Genomic DNA, 20350 nt, shown 5'->3' with positions numbered 1-20350 from the left:
CATGGCTCGGCACTACCCGATGGCGGTGCGCGGGTCTGGCAGGTAGGTGTCCCACAGCAGGTTGCGGAAGCGGTTGTCCGGATCCCATTGCTGCTTGAGCGCGGCGAAGCGTTCGGCCTGCGGGTAGGCGCGCTGGAACTGTGCCTGCGAGGCGTGCAGGCGATAGGGCAGGTAGTAGCGGCCGCCATGGTCCAACGCCGCGTCTATCAGTCGTCGTGTCCAGGTGCGGCTGTGCTGCTCGGCGGCATGCCAGCTGCGTTGCTTGTGATACAGCACGAAACAGAACACTTCCTCGCGGGCCCAGCGCATCAGCGAGGTGTCGTCGGCAGGTGCGTGGCGGATGGAAATGTTCAAGGCGTTGACCTGATGACGGCGCAGTATCGCGGCCATGCTGCGCGCGAATGGGCCGAAGGCGCCAACCGGTATGAAGTACTCCTGCAGCAGGTAGGACGACATCCGCCGGGTGCGCGGTTCCAGCGCGGCAGCGTCCAGGCTGGCTTCGAGGTTGCGCATGATTACCCGCGGCTCCTGCAGCAGCCTGCGGGTCTGGTACAGGTCACGCAGTTGGTCGCCACCGGGCAGCTCCGAGGCCGCCCAGATCAGGTTCTGGTCCTTGGAATAGGTGGCGCGGTCGGGCATCAGCCGCCGTGGATCGGTCAGCGCTGCCTGGCTGCGGCGCCAGCTGATCGCCAGGGGCGCATCGAAGTGCGGGGGGATCAGGTCGGCGTTGTGCAGCAGCACGTCGGGCTGCTGGGCGACGTGTTCGCGGAACCAGGCGGGATACTCCGCCAGAGTGATCTGCTCGACGTTGCGGGCGATGGCTTCGTTGTGGGCCAGGTCCAGCTCCACCTCGGTGATCACCCCCAGGCCGCCGTAGCCCCCGATCACGGCGGCAAACAGCGCCGGCTGCTGCTGCCGTGACAGTTCCAGGATCTGGCCGTCGGCGGTGACCAACTGCAGCGCACGGATGCTGCCGGCGAGGGCACCGCTGCCGACATAGCGACCGTGGCAGTTGACCGAGACCGAGCCGCCGATGCTGAAGTTGCTGTAGCTCTGCATAACCTTGACGGCCAGGTCGCATGGATCCAACAAGGTTTGCAGTTGCCGCCAGCGCATGCCGGCCTGTACGCGTGCGCGCAGCTGCCCGTTGTCCAGCCACAGCAGCTTGTCCATGCGCTGCATGTCCAGCTGCAGTGCCGATGGCGCGCGTGTTTGTCCGCCCATGCTGTAGCGGCCGCCGGCGATGCAGACCGCACCTTGCCAGCGTTGCAGGGCGGCGGCGATGCCGGCGCTGCTGGCGGCCTTTACCACCCCGGCGATGGGGGTGTGGTCCAGTTGGGCGACGTCGCTGGCCTGCTGCTGTGGGCTGGCGGGCGTGCAGGCAGGCAGCTGGCTGGCCAGGCCTGCGCCAAGCGTGGCCTGTAACAGCCGCCGGCGGGTGGTGTCAGGCGGCGCCGTGTGCATCCGCCGCGTAGCACCAGTGCCAGGGTTCGTAGACGATGCCATGCGGGTTGTCGCGCGGATAACTCATGTGGAAGCCAAAGCCTGCGGCATGCTGCTGCAGCCAGGCGAATGCCGGTGTGTTCTCGAACGCGGTTTCGGCGGGGGCATCGCCCGGCGTGCTGATATCCAGTGCGTTGCCGCCGTGGTGCTCGCTGTAACCGGGGGCGGCGTTGACGGTAAGGATGTCGCTGACGTTGAGGCCACGCGCCAGCTTGCGCTCGAAGATGCCCAGTTGGTAATCGTGGCTGCGGTAGCCAGAGATCGCATCCAGGGCAATGCCATCACCGGCAGCGGCCTCTTGCATGCGCTGCCAGCCGCGTGCCGCGCCCTTGGTGAGCCAGAGCGGGCGACGGTAGCGGTCAAAGCCGGCCAGCTGCAGGTGGGCCGGTTCGGCAACCTGCGGCAAGCCGGTCTGCGCGGCATAGGCGTCGGCGTCCAGATCCAGCTGTTGCAGGCGCAGCTGCAGCTGATGCAGTGGCAAGCTGCCTGCCGGTGGCGGAATGCGTGCAGGCTGTGTGCGGGCGCTGTCGAGCGCGGCCAATGCGAAACCGATGCCAGGCTCGTCCGCCAGCCGGGTGACCAGTGGCATCAGGCCACGGCGCAGTTGCGCGGCCAGGTAACGACCATCGCGTTTGCGGCGTAGCACGTGGGTGGCACGGGCCAGGATGCGGGCATCGTCATTGCTGCGCGCGTGCAGCAGGCCGCCGGGCCAGATTTCGATATCCGGTGTATTGATCAGCAGGTGGGGAGCATTGCGCATGCGCGCAGCTTAGGCCTGTCTGCTGCCATCGGCCAGTCGCTTGAGTTCATCCAGCAGGACGCGCGGCTGCTGGGGGCTGATCAGCAGGCTGTTGCCGTCGCGCAGAGGAATGACCAGTACGCGGCTGTCGTCGGTGATCAGGCAGAAGCCCTTGCCGCCATTCTTCATGTGGAAGTGCCCGGCGCGGAAACCGGGGAACTGGAAACCGTTGGATTTCATGCCCGGTTTGAAATCCGGGTTTTCCGCGAAGTTGACGATGCGTGCGCGGTCCAGGCGCATCGAACTCAGCGGTACGCGCCGGGTGTACAGAGTGCTGGCAATGGTCAGTTGCTGGGCATCCAGGCGCAGCTCGCGGCGACGGTAGGCCAGGGTCAATGCGGCCCCAACCAAGGGCAGCACCAGCCAGCCGCCCCAGGAGTTGAACGATGCCGTGAATGGGAGCTTGCCGGCAAACAGGCGGATCAAGGGATCGATGCCCATCACCAGCAGCATCGGCGCCCAAAGCCACAGCAGCAATGAACTGGTGGGCTTGGCCACCAGCAGGGCGGGGTTGCTGCTGGTGCTGCGCTGGGCGGTGGTGCTCATGGTTGTGCCTTCAGCCATTGCGCGATGTCGTTGATCAAGCTGGCGTCGACGTGCCCGGGCCGTGCGTACTCTTCAAGCGAGCCCTTGCCTTCACCGGCGATGCCAAGATGATTGAGGGCAGGGTAGTGATGGAAACGGTAGCGGTCGCCACTCAGCCCCTGGTTCCAGCGCTGCCAGTCGGCATCCACTACCTGGAAGTCGCGGCCACCCTGCAGCAGCAAGGCCGGCAGTTGGCTGTCGCGCACATCGGCGATTGGATCGACCTGCTCCAGCTGCTGCCAGAAGCGGCCAGGGGTTTCCATCAGGCGTGCATCGGGGTTGCTGCGCACCGCAGCGATAGCGGCATCGAGTGCCTCCAGATGAGCCTGTTCTTCGGTGCTGATATTGCCATCCAGACTGACCATGTAGCGGTTCTGTTCGGCCAACAGGTCGAGCAGAGGGCGTGCGGGTGCCGCAAGCAGCACCAGACCGGCGAGCTTGCCCTGGCTGGCCTTGGCAATGCGCCCGGCCAGCAGACCACCCTGGCTGTGGCCGAGCAGGTAAATATGGCGTGCATCGATGCCGGCTGTGCCGGCCAGGACGTCGATCGCGGCGACGGCATCGTCGGTGGTTTCATCGTCGATGCTGAAGCTGCCCTTGAAGTCCTGCGGGCGTGCGTGGGTGCGCTTGTCATAACGCAGCACAGCGATGCCCTGCGCGGCCAGCCCACGGGCGATATCCAGGAACGGGCGGTTGGGGCCGATGGTCTCGTCCCGGTCCTGCGGACCGGAGCCATGCACCAGCACCACGGCCGGGAACGGGCCTTTGCCCTTGGGCAGGGCAAGGGTGCCGGGCAGGCCTGCCTTGCCGGGTGCGCTGCCAGGTATGGTGAACGGCTGCTCGTTGAAGTTGGCATCGCTGGCGGGTGCGGCTGCCGGCGCGGCGGCGGCTGGCTGCAGCAGGAAGCCGGCAATCCTGTCGTTCTGGTCCAGGGCCACGCGCGCCTGCAGCTGCCCGTTGGCATAGTTCAAGGGAATGACGACGATGCGATGGCCATCGGCTTCGCTGGTACGGGCCTGGCCACGCTGGCCTGCGGCGCCCATCTGCACGGGTAGTGATTCCCATACCGCCTTGAGCTTGTCCGCGGGTACCGCAGCCTTCATCTGCGTGGAAAAACTGGCCTCGGCTTCGCTGTAGAGGCCCGCATCAAGCTGGTCGAGCAGGCGTGTGGCCAGCGCTGCGGGTGTTTCCGCCGCCATGCCGGGTGCGATGACGAGCAGTAGGGCGGTAGCGATCCCTGCGAGCCGCGGCTTCATCACTGTTCCTTCTTGAAGATGAGCATGGCCGGCGACAGTTGGCCGTAGTGCACCATGTTGACCAGTTCCCAGCCGAGGTTGCCTTGTTTGGTCAGCTCCGCCTGGATCTTTTCGACGGTAGGGCCACCCTTGAGCATCGAAGCAGGCAGTTCGATGGTGAGGTATTGCCAACGCTTGCTCATTGTTCTTCCTTGTCATCAGCTTTGGGTTTGGGAAGGCGCCCGGCCTTGCGCAGGGCGTCGCGGATCACATACTCGATCTGCGCGTTGAGGCTGCGCAGCTCGTCGTCGGCCCAGCGCTGGGCAGCCGCCAGTACTTCAGCGTTGATGCGCAGCGGATAGGCCTTCTTCTCACTCACCGCGCGGCGTCCCGTTGTTGCCGCGGCGTAGATGCATCAACAACGACACCCCCAGCGCATTGACCGCCACCACCAGTGCGATGACCACGCCATAGGCGATGTTGTGGTTGTCACCGGCCAGATAGACGCCGATGCCGCCGACAAACAGGCTCAGTGCGATCAGTGCCCAGCGCAGGCCCACGCCGCGTGCGTGCGCCGTGCCGGGGCGGCCGCTCCACACGGCGACGCACAAGGCGGGTATGCCGGTGGCGGCGATGATCAGGGGGGCGTACACATTCACTACGGTTACCTCATTGCATTGTTCAGTACAGCGAGCCGGCGTTGACGATCGGCTGGGTGCCACGATCAGAACACAGCACGGTCAACAGGTTGCTGACCATGTGTGCCTTGCGTTCTTCGTCCAGGGTGACGACGGCGTTTTTCTGCAGTTCCAGCAGCGCCATTTCGACCATGCCGACCGCGCCGGCAACGATCTGCGTGCGCGCGGCGATCACCGCGCTTGCCTGCTGGCGCTGCAGCATGGCCTGGGCGATTTCCGGTGCGTAGGCCAGGTGGCTGATGCGCGCATCGAGGACCTGCACGCCGGCGTCGGCCAGACGCTCGGCCAGCTCGTCCTTCAGGTGCTGGGAGATCTCGGCGGCATGGCTGCGCAGGGCCAACTGGCCTTCGGTGTGCTGGTCGTAGGGATAGCTGGTGGCCATCGCACGCAACGCCGACTCGGACTGGATGTGCACGAAGCTTTCATAGTCATCGACGTTGTAGACCGCCTCGGAGGCATCGACCACCTGCCAGACGATGACCGCGGCGATCTCGATCGGCGAGCCGTCCAGCTCGTTGACCTTGAGCTTGCCGCTTTCGAAATTGCGCACGCGCTGGCTGACAGTGCGCTTGCTGAGGAAGGGGTTGTTCCAGCGCAGGCCGTTGTCCTTGACCGTGCCCACGTACTTGCCGAACAGGCTGAGCACGGCCACCTGGTTGGGCTGGACCATGTACAGACCGCAGGCGAGGAAGATGCCCACGGTGACCAGCGCGATGCCACCCAGCACCAGCATCCCACCGCCGCCGGTGCCATTTTTGGTGACGACCACTGCGCCGACGATGGCGGCGGCGCCGACGAGCATCATCAGGAGGGTGCCCAGCAGGGTGGGAATACCGGACATGGAACCGAGGGACTTCTCTTTCATGGCACATCTTCCGTGGTGGTTGATGCGAACGATATCAAATTGATATCAACATGCAAGCGATTCTGGAGCAGCCCTCCCGCCGGGCCAGGAACCCGTAGCCCGGGTAAGCGCCGCGCACCCGGGCAGCAGGCTGGCCCGCGTTCGCCACGGTCGTTCCGCCCAGTCCCCGGGTGCGCTGGCGCTTACCCGGGCTACGGGTCCCCTCGCCGGGCGGCGTTGCCTAGAATAGGCACCCTCTTTAGCGCCCTCGGACCTGCCTGATGATCACCCTCGGTACCCCGCTGTCCCCCTCCGCCACCCGCGTGCTGCTGCTTGGTTCGGGCGAACTGGGCAAGGAAGTGGCCATCGAGCTGCAGCGCTTCGGGGTGGAAGTGATTGCCGCCGACCGCTATGCCAATGCCCCGGCCATGCAGGTGGCGCACCGCAGCCACGTGCTGGACATGCTGGACCCGGCCGCGCTGAAGGCACTGATCGCGCAGGAGCAGCCGCACCTGGTGGTGCCGGAAATCGAGGCCATCCACACCGAAACCCTGGTGCAGTTGGAGGCCGAGCAGGGCCTGCGGGTGATCCCGACCGCGCGCGCTGCGCGCCTGACCATGGACCGCGAAGGCATCCGTCGCCTTGCCGCCGAGACCCTGGGCCTGCCGACCTCGCCATATCGCTTCGTCGATACCGAAGCCGAGTACCGCGACGCGGTGGCGGCCATTGGCCTGCCCTGCGTGGTCAAGCCGGTGATGTCCTCCTCGGGCAAGGGCCAGAGCACGCTGCGCAGCGAGGCTGACATCGGCCCGGCCTGGGAATACGCGCAGACCGGTGGCCGTGCCGGTGCCGGCCGCTGCATCGTCGAAGGCTTCATCGATTTTGATTACGAAATCACCCTGCTGACCGTGCGCCATGCCGGCGGCACCGCCTTCTGTGACCCGGTAGGCCACCTGCAGAAGGATGGTGACTACCGCGAGAGCTGGCAGCCGCAGGCGATGTCGGCCAGGGCGCTGGAGGGCGCGCAGCAGATTGCCCGTGCCATCACCGATGATCTGGGCGGCTGGGGTCTGTTCGGTGTCGAGCTGTTCGTGAAGGGCGATGCGGTGTGGTTCAGCGAGGTGTCGCCGCGTCCGCATGACACCGGCCTGGTCACCCTGGTATCGCAGGAGTTGAGCGAGTTCGCGCTGCACGCGCGCGCCATTCTGGGCCTGCCTATCCCGAACATTCGCCACAACGGCGCATCGGCATCGTGCGCGATGCTGGCGCAGGGCAATGGTGTGCCGTTCTTCCGCAATGTGGCCGAGGCCTTGGTCCATCCGGATTCGGCATTGCGCCTGTTCGGCAAGCCGATGGTGCAGGGCCAGCGCCGCGTTGGCGTGACCCTGGCGCGTGCCGCCGATGTGGAGCAGGCGCGTGCGATTGCGCGTGATGCGGCGGCGGCAATCGGGATTGAGCTGCGCTGAGCGCTCAGCTACCTCCCTTTGCCGAAGGCAAGGGGAGGGTAGGGGAGGGGTAAAGCGTTGCTGCTCTGATGCAGCTCCCGCACCAGCCGTCGCCCGCGCGCCTCTGGGAGCGGCGTAAGCCGCGAAGCTGGCAATGCTGCAGCAGCGGGATGCATTGTCATCTGTTGATGTACGAGCTTCGCGGCTTACGCCGCTCCTACAATGGCAGGCGAGCATCATCAGTCGCGAAGCTGACATTGCTGAGTGTCATGGTCTTTGCGATCTGGTGGTGCAGCTGCTGCGCGGCTTACGCCGCTCCCACAAAAACCAGAAGCCAAAAAAACGCCGGCTAAGCCGGCGTGCTTTTACTTCACGTCCACCCAGACAAGATGGTGGTCGCTGCCATCGGCGATCTTCGCCTCCGGGCTGTCATTGGCTGGCCAGAACACGCCGCTGCCAATGTAGCTCAGGCCAGTGGAAGGCAGCACATAGTCCAGCCGCATCGTGCCCGAACGCGGGCCGAAATCACCGGTGGCATGCTGCGGTGCGCCGCGGCGAACCACGCCCTTTTCCGCATAGGCCAGGCTGGTCTGCTCGGCACCGACGCTGGTCGGGGTCGGGTAGCGCAGCACGCGTGGGTGTTCCAGCAGTTCGACGATGGCGTCGTGGCGGCCGTCGCCGTCGGCCGGGTCGTTGTTGAGGTCGCCGACAATCACGAAGCGCGCATCCGGCGCCAGCCCGCCACACAGGCCCTTGTCATCGCACAGCCAAGGCTTGTTGCCCCCGTCCAGGTATTCCTTCCACAGTCGCAGCTCGTCGTGGTTGCGGGCAGCGTTGCGCTTTTCCTTGCCGTCGAACACCGGCGGGGTGGGATGCGAGGCCAGCACGTGCACGGTGCCCAGCGGGGTGCGCACCGGCACGTCCCAATGCGATTTGGAGGACAGCCGCAGCTGCGACCACACGGCGTCCGGCCAGAACGATGTGCCGGTAGCTGGGTCGACCGGGCGCAGCGCGCCGGGCATCTCGCTCCACTTCAGCATCTGGAACGTGCGCACTGCCGCCTCATCGATCGGATAGCGCGACAGCACCAGCATGCCGTACTGGCCCGGGTGCAGGCCGTAGCCCCAGGCATCATTGCCGCGTTCGCGGCCCTTGCCGCCAACGGTGCCGTTGTTGTCCAGGTCCAGGCCGCTGGGCACGCCGGTATTGACCGGTGCCAGGTAGCGGTAGGGGTACTTCAAGGGCTCGCCGCCGCCGGGCTGGGCGACTTCCAGGTAGCGTTGCTGGAACAGGTCGGCGGCCTGGTGGGCCTCGTCGAAGTCAAACTCGTTGAGCAGTACCAGGTCAGGCCGGGTCTGTTGCAGCACGGCGGCGATCTTGCGCGCGTGCGCGCTGTCGCCCTGCAGCTCATGGATCAAACCACCGTCGTCATCGGAGTACAGCGAGGTGTTGTAGGTAGCCAGCCGCAGCTGGTCGGAACCGCCAGCACTGCCGCCGGGGGTGGTCGAGCAGGCAGCCAGCAGCAGAGTCATCGGGGCAAGTAGGGTCAGGATACGCATGCGTTGATTTTCTCACGTCCCCATGAGGATGGGGCGAAACGACAACGCCCCGCAGGGCGGGGCGCTCACGGTGGTGCCAGCGGCTGCTTAGAGCGTGCAGCCCATCGCACCGAACGTGGTTTTGGCCTGCTCCAGCGCGGTCCTGCACTGGTTGGCCAGCTCGGCTTTGTCGGTGACGCCATTCCAGGCATTCCGTGACTGCTCGATGCCCTTTTTCATCATGTCGCGCTGGGCCTCGGGGACCTTGTTGCTGATGCACGCGTAGACTTTTTCCAGATACTGGTCGCATTCGGCCACGCCGGTGCCGACGTTGACCGTATCCGTGGCCGGCGCAGGGGTGACGTCGGCAGCGGCGGCGGCATTGGCCGGGGTGTTTGCCGGTGCATCGGTGGCCGGTGCATCAGCCTTCTTGCAACCGGCCAGGGCGAGGGTGCCGATGACGGCCAGGGTCAACAGTTGTGTCTTCACGCAGTGCTCCTGAGTAGGGAATACGTCCATGCGTCATCACAGCAGGTGATGACAGGGCGATACTGCATAAACACCGGTTAAATCCGAATCAAGGCAGCTGCGGATCAGCCGCCGCACCGGCAGGCAACCAGCGCTTGCCGTCGAAGTATTCCAGTGGTTGGTAGCGGCGCTTGTATTCCATCTTGCGATGGCCGTGGATCCAGTAGCCGAGATAGAGGTGGGGCAGCTGATTGCGCTGCGCCCAGGCGATCTGCTGGAGGATGCCGAAGGTCCCCAGACTGCGCTTGTCCTCTTCCGGATCGAAAAAGGTGTAGACCGCTGACAGGCCCAAGGGCGTGACATCGGTGACCGCCACCGCCAACAGCGGACCCTGTGCCGCGTCACCGCGTGGGCCACGGATTTCCATGAAGCGCCCATGTGACCAACTGCCCACCAGGAACTGGTCGAACTCATGCGGGCCATGGTCGTCCATGCCACCATTGGCGTGGCGGTGCTGCAGGTAGCGGTGATAGAGCGCAAACTGTTCATCGGTGCGCTCGGCCGGCAGCACGCGGCACTGCAGGTCGGCATTGCGGGCAAGGCAACGGCGCTGGCTGCGATCAGGGCTGAAGCGCGCCACGGGAATGCGCACCGGCACACAGGCACGGCAGTTCTGGCAGTGCGGGCGGTAGACCAGGTCGCCGGAACGGCGGAAGCCCCAACTCAGGGCCATGGGGTAGAGCGTGCCGAGCCGCTCGTCCTGAGGATCGAGCACCAGGTCGCGCGCCTGACGGTCCGGCCAATAGCCGCAAGGGTGTTCGCCGGTCTGGAACAGGCGCAGTTCTTCGTTGTTTTCGCCGTGGGCTGCCATGGCCACAGCATAGCCGCGCGCGGTCGCAAAACCTGCGTCTGTCTGCTGGATGAACAATGCAGGTTGTGGCGTCAACCACCGGCGTGGGCCAAGCGTTGAACGTAGCGAGGACGCACTGCAGCGTCCGTCGTCCACCACGGAGCCTTACGATGACCCAGACCCACCGCAAACCCCTTCTCCTGCTGGCGATGTTGCTGGCGACCACGGCTACCGGCCTGGCCTTTGCGGCCAACCCGGCCAACCCGCAGCCGGCCGCGTCGCGTCTGGATGCCAACAACGATGGCCAGATCGATCGCCAGGAGGCCGCAGCGCAGCCGCGCCTGGCGCAGCGTTTCGACGAGCTGGACAAGAACAAGGACGGCAAGCTCTCGCGCGAAGAAATGCCGGCGCCGCGCCACGGCGGACGCCACCATGGCGGCAGTCGCCACGGCGGCATGCATGGCCCGCGCGACGGGGGCTTCATGCATGGCATGGATACCAACAATGATGGCCGTATCAGTGCCGCCGAATACCAGGCCAATTTCGCTCGTCTGGATGTCAACAAGGATGGCTTCATCGACCAGGCAGATCGCCAGGCCCGCGCCGAGCAGCGCCGAGCCGAATGGTTTGCCAAGGCCGACACCGACAAGGACGGCAAGCTGAGTGCGGCCGAGTTGGAAGCGGCACGCAAGGAGGCACCGCGTGGCCATCGTGGCCCGCGTGGGCCGATGCCGCCGCAGGCTCCGGCTGCGAAGTAAGTACCCCGGAGAGGCGCCGATCGACAGCACCCCCGCTGGCAGCAGCGGGGGTGTTTTTTTTTCAGTCGCGCATGAGGGTGTGGGCCACCGCCGCAACGACCAGCAACGAGGCGCTGATGACGGCGCTCCGCCCGAACAGGCTGCGATAGACCCAGCTGGGGCCGGCGCGGCCATGGCGCACGGCGTCGCGGGCCAGCATCAAGGCCATGGTGCGGGGCAGGGTGACCAGGTATTGGTAGTTCAGCGCGGCCATGCCCAACGCCAGCAATATCAGCCCGGCCGTGGTGCCCAGACGCAGTACGATGCCTGCCAGCGAGGTGATGCAGAACAGCAGGGCGGTGAGGGTGTGCAGGCGCATGAAGCGCAGCACCTGCTTGCGCTCGGCAGGCGTGTCGGCGAAGTGCAGCAGATACAGGCTGGAGAGGAACGCCGCCAGCGTGCCGAAGAACATCGCGCCCAGCACCACCCACATGTCGAAGGGGTTGGGGAATACGGTATTCATGGTGGCCCCCAGGCCGCCTGCTGCCGCACCGCCGAGTGCGCTGTTGGCACCCAGCCCGCCGAGCCCCGCCTTGCCGGCGCTGCCGCCCGCTACGCCCAGCGATGTGGACAGGATGACGGCGCTGGCGGTGCCGGGGGCGGCCAGCATCAGGGTCGAGCTGACGAGGGCCGCAAATGCGGCGCCCGGTGCGGTACTGCGGGCAAACTCGCCAAAGCGCTTGAGCATTTCCTCGCGCACGCTGGCCCGGGCACGCGACAGGCGCTTGCGCACGGCTGCGTCGCTGAGCCCCAGCAGCGTGGCGACCTGCTGTGAGCTCTGTCCCTCGCGGTAATAGAGCAGCAGGGTCTCGCGGCTGTCTTCGGGCAGGGCGGAAATGATTTCCTCGGCCACCATCTCCTCCTCCACCCGCGCCATCGCATCGGCGCCGTTGGGGGCAGGATCGGCGGCCATGCTGATGGCGATATCGGCGGCCTGGCCGCTGAGCGGGCGGTTGCGGTTGGCGCGCAGCCAATCACGCGCCAGGTTGCGGGTGATCTGCCGCAGCCAGGGCAGGAAGCTGGAGGTGTTGTTGAGCTGATTGAGCTGTTGCCAGGCCTTGATGAAGGCCTCCTGGGCGATGTCCTCGCTGGCCTGCACATCGTGGGTGATGGCCAGGGCAATGGCGGTCACCGTGTTCTGGCACGCCATCACGATGCGGCCATAGGACTGCGTGCAGCCCTTGCGGGCTGCCGGCAGCTCGTTGTGCAGCATGCTATCCAGCGCTTCGGTGCTCATCGACAGGCCTCGTTGACGGTACTGCCAGACAGGACGCACGCCGGCGCCGGATGTGACCGTTTATTTTTCCGGTGGCGGAGCCGGGGGGGCCGGTGCGGGGGCAGGGGTGTCGGGCTGGATGCGTACACGGAAGCCGTCCTCACCATCCGTGCCAGGTTGCACCTGTGGTGTGGTCGGGGCTGTTGCCGCCGGTGCGGTCGCCGTGGGGCTGGCGGCAGGCGAGGGGGCCGAGCGATGCCGCAGCATGATCACCAGGGCCACGCCGGCAATGACCACCAGCAGGGCGATGCGGATACGCCAAGCCCAGCCACGGCCCGCGCCCGCATCGGCCGGTGTCTCGCGGAAGGCGTATTCAGCGGTGGGATGGTCGCGGCGGGTGGTGTCGAGCAGTCGCTTTTCGCGCAGGATCTCGCGTGCACGCGGCTGGTCGTTGGCGTGTACCACCCAGACCGAGGGCAGGTTCTCGTTGTTGACCTTGTCGGTATAGCTGAACTGGCCACGGCGCTTGCTGTGGTAGGAGCGGCCGTTGGTGACGCGGACTTCGATGCCCGCATCGCGCAGGATCTGTGCCACGCCTTCGGCATTTTCGACGCGCTGGCTGCTGAAAATCTTGCGCATGGTTCAGCCCTTGCTCGTTTCGTTGTCGTCGGGGGTGACGCGGATCAGCCCTTCCTGCGCGGTGCTGGCCACCAGTACGCCATCGCGGGTGTAGAACTGGCCACGTGCCAGCCCGCGCGAATCCTGCGCGCTGGGGCTGTCCAGCGAATACAGCAGCCAGTCGTCGGCGCGGAACGGGCGGTGGAACCAGATCGCATGGTCGAGCGAGGCCATCTGCACATGCGGCTGGTAGTAGCTGATGCCGTGCGGGAAGGTGGCCGTGCCGAGCAGATGGAAGTCGGAGGCATAGGCCAGCAGCGCCTGGTGCAGCTCCGGCGCATCGCCGATTTTCTCGTTCAGGCGCAGCCACACCTGGTGATAGGGCGGGCGCTTGGGCGGGTTCAGTTCATCGCGCGGATAGACGTGGCGGAATTCAAACGGACCGCCGCGCGAAAGCCAGCGCTGCACCTTCACCGGCAAGCGCTCCAGCACATCGGCCGGCAGTGGACGGCTCGGCTCGATGTCCTCGGGCTGCGGCACGTCCGGCATCTTGTGCTGGTGTTCGGCACCGCGCTCGGCCTGCTGGAACGAAGCCGCGCAGAAGAAGATCACCTTGCCGTGCTGGATGGCGGTGACGCGGCGCACCGAGAAGCTGCCGCCATCACGGGTGCGGTCCACGTCATAGACGATGGGGTGGTCGATGTTGCCGGCGCGCAGGAAATAAGCGTGCAGTGAATGCACGTGGCGGCCATTGTCGACCGTGGCCTGGGCGGCGGCCAGCGCCTGCCCCAGCACCTGCCCGCCAAACACGTACTTGGTGCCGATGTCGCGGCTCTGGCCACGGAACAGGTTGTCCTCCAGCCGCTCCAGCGACAGCAGGTCAATCAGTTCGGAGACCACGGGTTCGGGCGTGTTGGACAAGGCGGCGGCCTTCATTTCGACAGGCCGCGATTATATAAGGCTGAGGAGTGAGTCAAGAGGAGTGAGGAGCAAGAAGGGCGAGAAGTGAGTCAAGAGGAGTGAGGAGTAGGTGAGGGCAACAGCCGCAGCCACAGCCACTCCACGGCCACTGCAGGCTCCAGGTTCTTGCTCTTGCCCCTGCTTTTACTCGTTGCTCACTCCTGTTCACTCGTTTCTAGCTCCTGCCCCTGCTTTTACTCGTTGCTCACTCCTCTTCCCTCGTTCCTAGCTCTTGCCCAGGCGAGCCGCCAGGGCCTGCAAGGCGCCCTGCGCATCCGGCGAGAACCAAGCCTCGACGAAGCGTTCCAGCTGGATGTGTTCGGCCTGCATGGCCTCGTGCAGGTCGGCGCGGGCGATGGCGCGGGTCTGCAGCATCGGCTGCGGCGGCAGCTTGAGTTGGGCCTGCAGCCAGCCGATGGCGCGTTCGACCACCTGCGCTGCGCCGTCGGCCAGTTCATCGACCAGGCCGATCTCCAGGGCGCGCTCGGCGCTGACCAACTGGCCGCCGGTCAGCAAGACGCCGGCACGGTGGTGGCCGACCACACGGCGCATCAGGCGCTGGATGCCTTCCGGCGCGACCAGGCCCACCTGTACCTCGTTCAGGCCGATCACATAGGGCTTGGCCGGGTCGGCGCTGCGCGCCATCACCCGGTAATCGCAGCACAGTGCCAGCACACAACCGCCGGCCGGCGAGTGACCGGTCAGCGCGGCGACCACCGGGACGCGGCTTTCGGCCAATGCACGTGCAGCGCCGAAGAAAGCCTGCCAGCTGTCCATCAGTTTGCGCTTGTCATCGCCATGCGAGAGCAGGTGCGGCACGTCCATGCCGCCGGTGAAGATACGCTCGCTGCCGGACAGCACGATGCCGTGCACGTCGTCGGCCATCGCAAGGGTGACGGCGGCAATCAGTGCACGGCAAAGTTCGGTATCCAGCGCGTTGACCGGCGGCCGCGCCAGGCGCAGTTCGCGGATGGGGCCATGGTTGATCACTTCGATGAGCGTGGTCATGCTGCGGTTTCTCGAACGGCAAGGAGTCGTGGCCTGATGATAACCAAACCATTCGTGTGCGTACTGTTGGCAACGCTGGCCGGGCCGGTGGTTGCCGCGCCGGGCTGTGTGAGTGTGGAACAGGGTTGGGTGCGGTTGACCCCGGGGGCGATGCGGATGGCGGCCGGCTTTGCGCGTATCCGCAACGGCTGCGCCAACGGGATAGTGGTGATTGGCGCGGGCAGCAAGGCCTTTGGCGATGTATCGCTGCATGAAACCACGGTGGCGGATGGCGTCAGCCGGATGCGTGAGATCGATCGCTTGCCCATTGCCGCGGGCGCATCGGCCGAGCTGAAGCCCGGCGGTCTGCACTTGATGCTGATGCAGCCGGAAGTGCCGCTGGCGGAGGGCGCGCAGCTGCCGTTGCGGTTGAGCCTGGAAGACGGCACCAAGGTCGACGGAACGCTGCAGGTACGGCGCGACGCGCCTGCGCGTTGATCAGGCCTCGGCCTGCTTCAACCAGTCGCGCGGTGACATTCCGGTTCTGGAGGCGAACACGCGCGAAAGCGCTGAGGCATTGGCATAGCCCAGCTCATCGGCCAGCGTCTTGATCGGTCGGCCTTGCCGCAGCCGGCGCTGGGCCAGTGCGATGCGCCAATCGGTGAGGTAGTCCAGCGGCGTCTGCCCGACGATGTCGCGAAAACTGTTGGCAAACGCGGTACGCGACATGCCGGCTTGTTCGGCCAGGCTGGTGAGTGTCCAGCTTTCGCCGGGGCGATCGTGCATTGCCGCCAAGGCACGCGACAGGCGTGCATCCGACAGCCCGGTGATGAAGCCCGCGGGAATCCCTGCTTCCTGCGGATGATCCAGCAGCCAGCGCAGCAGCTGGATGACCACGACTTCGAACAGGCGATCGGTGAGAAGGCGTTGGCCGCAGCGGACGTTGTCGGTCTCGTTGAACAGCAGTTCCAGCGTCATTGCCAGGCCGGGGATACGTGCCAGCGGCAATGCGATCAATGAGGGCAGGCCGCGCACCAGTGGGTGCGCAATGCCGCCATCGAAGTCCAGGCGAGCGCAGGTGAAATCGGCGCCCTCGCGTGGCGGGTTGTGGAAGCGATGACTGAACGGTCGCGGATAGAACAGCAGGGTCGGTTCCTCGAAGTGCATCGAGGCCGGGATATCGCGGCTGCCGGGATGGCTGACCTCGAGCCGGCCACGCCGCAGCACGTGCAGGTAGGCGTGGCCTTCACCTGCATCGAAGCTGGTCAGTCCGCATAGCGGACCGGAGTGGAACAGTTGGGCCTGGAAGCGGAAATTTTCCAGGACGCCTGCCAGGCGATCCACGGGCGGGAGGCTGCTCATCTGTATCAATTGGTTTGTTTGCTGGACTGATCGTATCAAATCGTTCGGATCAGGGCGGGATACTTCTTTCACGGGCTGATGGCCCGGCAAGCATCCCAACCGATCAGGAGATCGCCATGTCACGCATCAATCTTGAAACCCAGACCGTCCCCGCCGCCAGCCAGCCGCTGCTGGCACAGATCCACCAGGCCTTCGGCGCGACGCCGAACATGTTCAAGGCAGTGTCCAATTCCCCGGCTGCACTGCAGAGCATGTGGGGGGCGTTCGGCGCACTGGGCAAGGGCAGCCTTGGCAGCAAGCTCGGCGAGCAGATCGCCGTTGCCATCGCCAACCGCAACCGTTGCGAGTACTGCCTGGCCGCGCACACCGTGTTGGGGCAGAAGGCCGGCGCCAGTGCGGCTGAGATGACGTCGGCACAGTCGGGCCAGTCCGAAGACGCGCGCACTGCGGCGGCATTGCGCTTTGCGCTGAAAGTAGTGGAGCAGCGTGCGCAGCTGGACGATGCCGATGTGGCGGCGCTGCGGAGTGCGGGCTTCGGTGACGAGCAGATCGTCGAGATTCTTGCCCATGTGGCGTTGAACCTGTTCACCAACTACATCAACGTGGCGCTGGATGTGCCGGTGGATTTTCCGAAGGTTGCGTTGAAGTAAGGCAGTGAATGCGGGCAGGTTGAGGCCACGCTCGCCACTGCAGATCAAGCCCCTCTCCCACCGGGAGAGGGGTTGGGGTGAGGGTAGGGGCGAAGCACCGCGCTGCCCACAACGCCAGTGCTGAACCGACCCTCATCCGCCCCTTCGGGGCACCTTCTCCCGGAGGGAGAAGGGTCAGGCGGGCTCAGCTCGAAGCACCCCGCACAGCCTCCGGCAAGGGTGCACTCTTGCCGGTCTGCGTATCCATCCAGACCACCACCACGTTGCCGTCCGAATACAGCTTGCTGTCGTCGTTCTGGTCAACGATGCGGTGACCAATCGTCACGCTACTGTTGCCCAGTCGCTCGACGAACAGTTCCACGACAATGTCGTTCGGCCACACGATCGGCAGGCGGTAGTTGATGTTGGTATTGGCCACCACCGGCGCGATGCGGTCGCTCATCGACACGCCTTCCACACCCAGCATCCAGCGCACGCGCGCTTCTTCCAGGTAGGACACGTACTTGGCGTTGTTGACGTGGCCCATCGAGTCCATGTCGCGCCAGCGCACGCTGATCGGCACGCGGGCCAGTTGCTTGTGTTCGTTGCTCATTTCGCAGCCTTCTTCTTGGCGGGGGCGGCAGCCTTCTTGGCTGCTGCTTTCTTGACCGGCTTCTCCTTGCGCGGCGGACGCGCATCGGGCTTGTTGGCCACGGCCGCCGGTTGCTCCGGGCGCGCGCTGGTCGAAGGCAGCATCTTGGCCAGGAACTGGCCGGTGTAGGAGTCCGGGTGTGCGGCCACGTCTTCCGGTGTGCCGGTGACCAGTACCGTGCCGCCGCGATGGCCACCTTCCGGGCCCAGGTCGACGATCCAGTCGGCGGTCTTGATCACGTCCAGGTTGTGCTCGATCACCACCACCGTATTGCCCTCGTCACGCAGCTTGTGCAGCACGCCGAGCAGGGCCTCGATGTCGTGGAAGTGCAGGCCGGTGGTGGGCTCGTCGAGGATGTACAGGGTGCGGCCGGTATCGCGGCGCGACAGCTCCTTGGACAGCTTCACGCGCTGCGCTTCACCGCCGGACAGCGTGGTCGCGCTCTGGCCCAGCTTGATGTAGCTCAGGCCCACGTCCATCAGCGTTTCCAGCTTGCGGGCGATGGCCGGCACCGGCTCGAACAGGCGCAACGCATCTTCGACGGTCATTTCCAGCACGTCGTTGATGTTGTAACCCTTGTAGAGGATCTCCAGCGTCTCGCGGTTGTAGCGCTTGCCGTGGCAGACGTCGCAGGGCACATACACGTCCGGCAGGAAGTGCATTTCCACCTTGATCAGGCCATCGCCCTGGCAGGCCTCGCAGCGGCCGCCGCGCACGTTGAAGCTGAAGCGGCCCGGCGAATAACCACGCGCACGCGCCTCCGGCACCTGTGCATACAGCTCGCGCAGCGGCGTGAACAGACCGGTATAGGTCGCCGGGTTGGAGCGTGGGGTGCGGCCGATTGGCGACTGGTCGATGTCGACGACCTTGTCGAACAGGTCCAGGCCTTCGACGCTCTTGTACTTGGCGATGGGGTGCGAAGAACCGTTGATCTCGTTGGCCGCCAGCGAGAACAAGGTGTCGTTGATCAGCGTCGACTTGCCCGAGCCGGACACGCCGGTCACGCAGGTCAACAGGCCAGACGGAATATCCAGATCCACGTTCTTCAGGTTGTTGCCGCTGGCGCCACGCAGGCGCAGCGTCATCTTCGGGTTGGGCTTGTGGCGGCGTGCCGGGATCTCGATCTGGCGTTTGCCGGACAGGTACTGACCGGTCAGCGAACGCGGTGCATCCAGCAGGTCCTGCAACTGGCCCTGGCCGACGATCTCGCCGCCGTGCACGCCTGCGCCCGGGCCGATGTCGACCACGTAATCGGCCAGGCGGATCGCGTCTTCATCGTGCTCGACCACGATCACCGTATTGCCCAGGTCGCGCAGGCGGGTGAGGGTGCCCAGCAGGCGTTCGTTGTCGCGCTGGTGCAGGCCGATGGACGGCTCGTCGAGCACGTACATCACCCCGACCAGGCCGGCGCCGATCTGCGAGGCAAGGCGGATGCGCTGTGCTTCACCGCCGGACAAGGTGTCGGCCTTGCGCTCCAGGGTGAGGTAATCCAGGCCGACGTCGACCAGGAAGCCCAGTCGCTCGCTGATTTCCTTGACGATCTTGGTGGCGATCTCGCCGCGCCAGCCGGGCAGGCTGAGCTCACCGAAGAAGCGCTTGGCCTCGTCGATCGGCAGCACCGCGATGTCCGGCAGTGGGCGGTCGGCGACGAATACATTGCGTGCGGCCTTGTTCAGGCGCGCACCCTTGCACTCGGGGCAGGGGCGCTCGCTGATGTACTTGGCCAGCTCCTCGCGTACCGCCGGTGATTCGGTTTCGCGGTAGCGGCGTTCCAGGTTGGGGATGATGCCTTCGAAGCGGTGCTTGCGCTGGCTGCGGCCACCGGCCTCGGTGAAATAGGTGAAGGTGATCTGGTCCTCGCCGCTGCCGTACAGCACGGCCTGCTTCACGTTCTCCGGCAGTGACTGCCAGGGCGCGTCAACGTCGAACTTGAAGTGCTTGGCCAGCGAGGCGATCAGCTGGAAGTAATAGGCATTGCGGCGATCCCAGCCGCGCACCGCGCCGGCAGCCAGCGACAGCTCGGGGTGCACCACCACGCGGTTGGGGTCGAAGAACTCGGCCATGCCCAGGCCATCGCAGCCCGGGCAGGCGCCGACCGGCGAGTTGAACGAGAACAGGCGCGGTTCCAGCTCGGGCAGAGCGTAGTCGCAGACCGGGCAGCTGTACTTGGAGGAGAACAGCTGCGGCGCCGCATCGGCGGCGTCCAGCGCCATCACCGTGGCCATGCCGTCGCCCAGCTTGAGCGCGGTTTCAAAGCTTTCGGCCAGGCGCTGCTTGATGTCCTCGCGCGGGCGGAAACGGTCGATCACTGCTTCGATGGTGTGCTTCTGGCGCAGGGTCAGCGCCGGCACCTCGTCGATCTCGTACAGCTCGCCGTCCACGCGCACGCGCACGAAGCCCTGCGCGCGCAACTGGTCGAACACCTGTACATGCTCGCCCTTGCGCTCACGGATGACCGGCGCCAGCAGCATGTGGCGCTGCTCCGGGTCCAGGGCCAGCACCTGGTCGACCATCTGGCTGACGGTCTGTGCCTCCAGCGGGTAGCCGTGGTCGGGGCAACGCGGGCTGCCCACGCGGGCGTAGAGCAGGCGCAGGTAGTCGTAGATCTCGGTGATGGTGCCGACGGTCGAGCGCGGGTTGTGCGAGGTCGACTTCTGCTCGATCGAGATCGCCGGCGACAGGCCTTCGATATGATCCAGGTCGGGCTTTTCCATCACGCTCAGGAACTGCCGCGCATATGCCGACAGCGACTCGACATAGCGTCGCTGGCCCTCGGCATAGATGGTGTCGAACGCCAGCGAGGACTTGCCCGAGCCGGACAGGCCGGTGATCACGATCAGTTTGTCGCGGGGCAGGTCGAGGTCGATGTTCTTGAGGTTGTGCGTCCGCGCACCGCGGATGCGGATGAAATCCATCGCCATGGGAAATCCGATTTGGACCGCTGCCGGCTGGGCCGGTAGCAGGAGGTGTGGGGGCGTCGCTGACGGCAGTCAATCAGCCTAGCGGCCTTGTCATTTGGGGGCAATTGCCCGCCTTTGCCAGAGCCGGCGTGTTGCCGGGGCCGATCCGGGCGGCGGCCGCTGAACCGGGGTTCAGGCTGGAGGGGCCAGGGCAGGGGGTGGGTTGACCCAAGCTTGGTGCGGCCGGTAAAATCCCGCTTCTGT

22 protein-coding genes are annotated in these 20350 nt (G+C 65.8%); 4 read left to right on the top strand and 18 right to left on the bottom strand.

Annotation, left to right across the window (positions count from 1 at the left end; translation table 11 throughout):
* Positions 1-12: 12 nt before the first annotated feature.
* The 8 genes from B2527_RS10025 to B2527_RS09990 are packed head-to-tail and all read right to left on the bottom strand — an operon-like array spanning position 13 to position 5685.
* Positions 13-1464: an FAD-binding oxidoreductase gene (locus B2527_RS10025; protein WP_293711420.1), complete on the bottom strand. Its 1452-nt coding sequence runs from the start codon at positions 1462-1464 to the stop codon at positions 13-15.
* Positions 1445-2263, bottom strand: coding sequence for a M15 family metallopeptidase (locus B2527_RS10020; protein ID WP_293711417.1), 819 nt, complete (start codon positions 2261-2263; stop codon positions 1445-1447). Before B2527_RS10020 ends, B2527_RS10025 begins: the two co-directional genes overlap by 20 nt.
* A gap of 9 nt (positions 2264-2272) precedes the next feature.
* Complete coding sequence (locus tag B2527_RS10015; RefSeq protein WP_293711414.1) at positions 2273-2848, bottom strand: PH domain-containing protein; 576 nt, start codon at positions 2846-2848, stop codon at positions 2273-2275.
* Entirely contained in the window at positions 2845-4143 is a 1299-nt protein-coding gene (locus B2527_RS10010) for an alpha/beta hydrolase (RefSeq protein WP_293711411.1), read from the bottom strand. The genes B2527_RS10015 and B2527_RS10010 overlap by 4 nt, the downstream gene beginning before the upstream one ends.
* Positions 4143-4325: a DUF4177 domain-containing protein gene (locus B2527_RS10005; RefSeq protein ID WP_293711408.1), complete on the bottom strand. Its 183-nt coding sequence runs from the start codon at positions 4323-4325 to the stop codon at positions 4143-4145. Before B2527_RS10005 ends, B2527_RS10010 begins: the two co-directional genes overlap by 1 nt.
* Positions 4322-4501, bottom strand: a complete 180-nt coding sequence (locus B2527_RS10000) for an Arc family DNA binding domain-containing protein (protein WP_293711405.1) — start codon at positions 4499-4501, stop codon at positions 4322-4324. Before B2527_RS10000 ends, B2527_RS10005 begins: the two co-directional genes overlap by 4 nt.
* Positions 4494-4781: a hypothetical protein gene (locus B2527_RS09995; RefSeq protein WP_293711402.1), complete on the bottom strand. Its 288-nt coding sequence runs from the start codon at positions 4779-4781 to the stop codon at positions 4494-4496. Before B2527_RS09995 ends, B2527_RS10000 begins: the two co-directional genes overlap by 8 nt.
* Before the next feature lie 22 nt (positions 4782-4803).
* A complete protein-coding gene (locus B2527_RS09990; RefSeq protein ID WP_293711399.1) occupies positions 4804-5685 on the bottom strand; it encodes an SPFH domain-containing protein in 882 nt (293 codons plus the stop codon).
* A 260-nt stretch (positions 5686-5945) separates the two neighbouring features.
* On the opposite strand from B2527_RS09990, the gene purT reads away from it, so the two are divergent.
* Positions 5946-7130 carry a formate-dependent phosphoribosylglycinamide formyltransferase gene (gene purT / locus B2527_RS09985; RefSeq protein ID WP_293711396.1) on the top strand — a complete coding sequence of 395 codons (1185 nt, stop codon included), beginning with the start codon at positions 5946-5948 and terminating at the stop codon, positions 7128-7130.
* Positions 7131-7474: 344 nt separating this feature from the next.
* Here purT and B2527_RS09980 read toward each other — a convergent pair whose 3' ends face one another.
* The 3 genes from B2527_RS09980 to B2527_RS09970 form a co-directional block, all read right to left on the bottom strand.
* Entirely contained in the window at positions 7475-8641 is a 1167-nt protein-coding gene (locus tag B2527_RS09980; protein ID WP_293711471.1) for an endonuclease/exonuclease/phosphatase family protein, read from the bottom strand.
* A 114-nt stretch (positions 8642-8755) separates the two neighbouring features.
* Complete coding sequence (locus B2527_RS09975) at positions 8756-9136, bottom strand: hypothetical protein (RefSeq protein WP_293711393.1); 381 nt, start codon at positions 9134-9136, stop codon at positions 8756-8758.
* A gap of 88 nt (positions 9137-9224) precedes the next feature.
* The gene (locus B2527_RS09970; RefSeq protein WP_293711390.1) at positions 9225-9986 is read right to left on the bottom strand and encodes an arginyltransferase; all 762 of its coding nucleotides are present in this window, start codon (positions 9984-9986) and stop codon (positions 9225-9227) included.
* A gap of 149 nt (positions 9987-10135) precedes the next feature.
* Between B2527_RS09970 and B2527_RS09965 the strand changes: the two genes are divergently transcribed.
* The gene (locus tag B2527_RS09965; RefSeq protein WP_293711387.1) at positions 10136-10723 is read left to right on the top strand and encodes an EF-hand domain-containing protein; all 588 of its coding nucleotides are present in this window, start codon (positions 10136-10138) and stop codon (positions 10721-10723) included.
* A gap of 61 nt (positions 10724-10784) precedes the next feature.
* Here the strand turns inward: B2527_RS09965 and B2527_RS09960 are convergent, their stop codons facing one another.
* The 4 genes from B2527_RS09960 to B2527_RS09945 form a co-directional block, all read right to left on the bottom strand.
* Complete coding sequence (locus tag B2527_RS09960; RefSeq protein WP_293711384.1) at positions 10785-11999, bottom strand: RNA polymerase sigma factor; 1215 nt, start codon at positions 11997-11999, stop codon at positions 10785-10787.
* A gap of 60 nt (positions 12000-12059) precedes the next feature.
* Positions 12060-12617, bottom strand: coding sequence for a pathogenicity-like protein (locus B2527_RS09955; protein ID WP_293711381.1), 558 nt, complete (start codon positions 12615-12617; stop codon positions 12060-12062).
* Between the two features lie 3 nt (positions 12618-12620).
* Positions 12621-13532: an acyl-CoA thioesterase II gene (tesB, locus tag B2527_RS09950; RefSeq protein ID WP_293711378.1), complete on the bottom strand. Its 912-nt coding sequence runs from the start codon at positions 13530-13532 to the stop codon at positions 12621-12623.
* A gap of 249 nt (positions 13533-13781) precedes the next feature.
* A complete protein-coding gene (locus B2527_RS09945) occupies positions 13782-14564 on the bottom strand; it encodes an enoyl-CoA hydratase/isomerase family protein (RefSeq protein WP_293711375.1) in 783 nt (260 codons plus the stop codon).
* A 36-nt stretch (positions 14565-14600) separates the two neighbouring features.
* Between B2527_RS09945 and B2527_RS09940 the strand changes: the two genes are divergently transcribed.
* Positions 14601-15041: a copper chaperone PCu(A)C gene (locus B2527_RS09940; RefSeq protein ID WP_293711372.1), complete on the top strand. Its 441-nt coding sequence runs from the start codon at positions 14601-14603 to the stop codon at positions 15039-15041.
* Here B2527_RS09940 and B2527_RS09935 read toward each other — a convergent pair whose 3' ends face one another.
* The gene (locus B2527_RS09935; RefSeq protein ID WP_293711369.1) at positions 15042-15905 is read right to left on the bottom strand and encodes an AraC family transcriptional regulator; all 864 of its coding nucleotides are present in this window, start codon (positions 15903-15905) and stop codon (positions 15042-15044) included.
* 116 nt (positions 15906-16021) lie between these two features.
* Between B2527_RS09935 and B2527_RS09930 the strand changes: the two genes are divergently transcribed.
* Complete coding sequence (locus B2527_RS09930; protein ID WP_293711365.1) at positions 16022-16555, top strand: carboxymuconolactone decarboxylase family protein; 534 nt, start codon at positions 16022-16024, stop codon at positions 16553-16555.
* A gap of 184 nt (positions 16556-16739) precedes the next feature.
* Here B2527_RS09930 and B2527_RS09925 read toward each other — a convergent pair whose 3' ends face one another.
* Both B2527_RS09925 and uvrA read right to left on the bottom strand, forming a co-directional pair.
* Complete coding sequence (locus tag B2527_RS09925; RefSeq protein ID WP_293711362.1) at positions 16740-17147, bottom strand: acyl-CoA thioesterase; 408 nt, start codon at positions 17145-17147, stop codon at positions 16740-16742.
* On the bottom strand, positions 17144-20107 hold the full coding sequence (uvrA, locus tag B2527_RS09920) for an excinuclease ABC subunit UvrA (RefSeq protein WP_293711359.1): 2964 nt from the start codon (positions 20105-20107) through the stop codon (positions 17144-17146). The genes B2527_RS09925 and uvrA overlap by 4 nt, the downstream gene beginning before the upstream one ends.
* Between the last annotated feature and the right edge of the window lie 243 nt (positions 20108-20350).

Source organism: Stenotrophomonas sp. UBA7606, from assembly GCF_002477705.1.
Classification (GTDB): Bacteria; Pseudomonadota; Gammaproteobacteria; order Xanthomonadales; family Xanthomonadaceae; genus Stenotrophomonas.
Note: the sequence above shows the minus strand (reverse complement) of the source record. Positions and strands in the feature narration are given on the sequence as shown.